General features: G+C 55.1%; 4 protein-coding genes. 1 reads left to right on the top strand and 3 read right to left on the bottom strand.

Annotated features, from left to right (window positions below; translation table 11 throughout):
* The 3 genes from ACP5E6_RS18355 to pxpA all read right to left on the bottom strand — a co-directional run.
* On the bottom strand, positions 1–196 hold a 196-nt coding region (locus ACP5E6_RS18355; protein WP_427956780.1), incomplete at its 3' end, for a biotin carboxylase N-terminal domain-containing protein.
* Positions 193–435, bottom strand: a complete 243-nt coding sequence (locus tag ACP5E6_RS18350; RefSeq protein WP_427956778.1) for an acetyl-CoA carboxylase — start codon at positions 433–435, stop codon at positions 193–195. The genes ACP5E6_RS18355 and ACP5E6_RS18350, both read right to left, overlap by 4 nt.
* Before the next feature lie 25 nt (positions 436–460).
* Positions 461–1,267, bottom strand: coding sequence for a 5-oxoprolinase subunit PxpA (pxpA, locus tag ACP5E6_RS18345; RefSeq protein ID WP_427956776.1), 807 nt, complete (start codon positions 1,265–1,267; stop codon positions 461–463).
* Positions 1,268–1,520: 253 nt separating this feature from the next.
* Between pxpA and ACP5E6_RS18340 the strand changes: the two genes are divergently transcribed.
* The coding region (locus tag ACP5E6_RS18340; protein ID WP_427956773.1) for a LysR family transcriptional regulator at positions 1,521–2,408 on the top strand (888 nt) is incomplete at its 3' end.

Raw genomic sequence — 2,408 nt, 5'->3', positions numbered from 1 at the left:
CGGCAATATTGAGGTAAGACTTGGCGGCCGGTGGTGGTCCGATATTCACCGCCTCGTCTGCAATCCGCACAGCGAGCGAGTCGGTATCGGCGTCCGAATGGACTTGCACGCACCGCATTCCGAGCGATTTCGCTGCCCGATTGATCCGCACGGCGATCTCGCCGCGGTTGGCAATCAGGAGCGATCGGATGGTCATTCCCCAACCTCGGCAATCACTTGGCCAGCCATGACCGCCTCCGCGTCATCGACGAGGAAGACAATCCCCCTGCCGGTGACGCCGGCATGCACCTCGATGAACGTTTTCATCACTTCGACAAGCCCGATCGTATCCGACGGCTCTACATCCTCCCCTTCTTTCTTGAAGTCGGGCTTGTCGGGCGCAGGACGGCGATAGAACGTACCAGGAAGAGGGGACTTTATTTCAATCCTGCTCATGAAAATGCTCCGTCGCAATCCGTTGTTAAGGCGTTGTACTTTCCGAAACTGGGGCGATACGGATGCCTCCCGCGACGAGTACCTCGCGCATTCGTGACGCCAGCTCGAAGCACCCAGGTGTATCAGAATGAAAGCAGATGGATTCGAATTCGATATTGATGTCGCGGCCGGTCACCGCGCGCACTCGGCCTTCCTTGCAAGCCCGTAGGACCTTCTCTGAGACGAAGGCAGGGTCTAGTCTAATCTGGTCGCGGGTAAACACGATTGAACCGGATTCATCATAATCTCGGTCAGCATAGAATTCACGCACGATAGGATGCCCCGCCTCGCGGGCGAGACGTTCAGTCTCCGACCCGGCCATGCAGTAGATAAAAGCGTTAGGCGCCGCCTTACGCATGAACTGGACAAAGAACTGTGACAGGTCGCTGTTGATCGCCATCTCCATGTAAAGCGCGCCATGAGGCTTGACGTGCCGTAGCACCGCTCCGTGCCGACGAGCGAACTCCCGCAGAGCGCCCACCTGGTAAATCACGTCGTTGATGATTTCCGGCGTCGTGCCAGCGATAGTGCGCCTTCCGAAGCCCTGCAGGTCACGATAGCCGGGGTGCGCTCCAATCCCAACGCCGTGATCTACTGCGAGCTTCACCGTGCGGTCCATCAGATTGGGATCGCCAGCATGGAACCCTGCGGCTATGTTCGCCGAGCTGATAAGCGGCATCAGGTCCGCGTCATCAGCATCCCCCGCACGCCACCGTCCGAAAGATTCGCCCAAGTCACAATTTATATCAACGAATCCTCGTTCCACGCCATTCCTCCGTGAATGGAGCGACATATTTGCGTAGCTCCGTTACGACTTACTCCTCACTTTAGGGAGCATAGCGGACATTGGATAATACAATTATCGAAATCTGATTATCTGTTTTTCAGAACGTGACGCCGCTATATCATCCCGATAGGGGCATCACACCCGGGGAATTTCGTACCTCGCTCAACCCATGGGGATACAGCGGATTGAGCGGACCCTTGCTAATTCAGATCATTGACGGCCAATTATCTTAATATCTGAACGGGAAGGATAAGCCACGATGTCGCTAACTCTAAGGCAGATCCGCTATTTCGTGGCCACCGCGGAAATCGGCCGCGTGTCCCGGGCGGCCACGGAACTCTCAATCTCGCAGTCGGCGGTGACCACAGCGATCAAGGAGTTGGAGCTCATTGTCGGTCTCGACCTGTTTGATCGCACCCAACAAGGTATGGAACTGACAACCGCTGGCCGGCAGTTTCTGTCTCACGCGTATGATATTCTGGGCAAGATCGACGAGGCAACAAAACTGAGCGTAGAGACACGGGATCTGGAGGGAACCCTGACAGTAGCAGCGACCTACACAGTAATCGGCTATTTTCTTCCGTACCATCTCGAAAGAATTCGTAGAATGTTTCCAAGGCTCGACATTCGGCTTTCCGAAATGAGTAGGGAATCGATCGAGGAAGGTTTGCTTGCAAACCGATATGATATCGCTGTCCTCCTGACATCAAATATCCTAAACAGCTCACTAACTACCGAAACATTACTCAGCTCGGCACGTCGATTGTGGCTGCCTGCCCGTCACCCCCTCCTTGATCGTGAGTCGGTAGGCCTGCGCGAGATTTCCGACGAACCATATATCATGCTGACCGTTGACGAAGCGGCACATAGCTCCCTCAAATACTGGAGTAGGTCTCCATTCCAACCATCCGTAAAGCTGCGGACCTCTTCGGTCGAGGCGGTTCGCTCTCTCGTCGCCAACGGCCAAGGTGTAGCGATCCTTTCCGATATGGTCCACCGTCCCTGGTCACTCGAGGGGAAACGCATCGAAACAGTCGTAGTTTCCGATCCCATACCCTCAATGGACGTCGGCGTTGCCTGGCGAAGGAATGCCGAATTCTCGCCACCAATGAACGCTTTTCGGACCTATTTCAGAAAAACCTACCAT

The sequence above is a fragment of the Acidiphilium sp. genome, from assembly GCF_049977125.1.
Classification (GTDB): Bacteria; Pseudomonadota; Alphaproteobacteria; order Acetobacterales; family Acetobacteraceae; genus Acidiphilium.
Note: the sequence above shows the minus strand (reverse complement) of the source record. Positions and strands in the feature narration are given on the sequence as shown.

Coding starts and splice junctions, on each gene's coding strand:
- ACP5E6_RS18350 (WP_427956778.1), bottom strand. CDS start 435: ATGAGCAGGATTGAAATAAAGTCCCCTCTTCCTGGTACGTTCTATCGC.
- pxpA (WP_427956776.1), bottom strand. CDS start 1,267: ATGTCGCTCCATTCACGGAGGAATGGCGTGGAACGAGGATTCGTTGAT.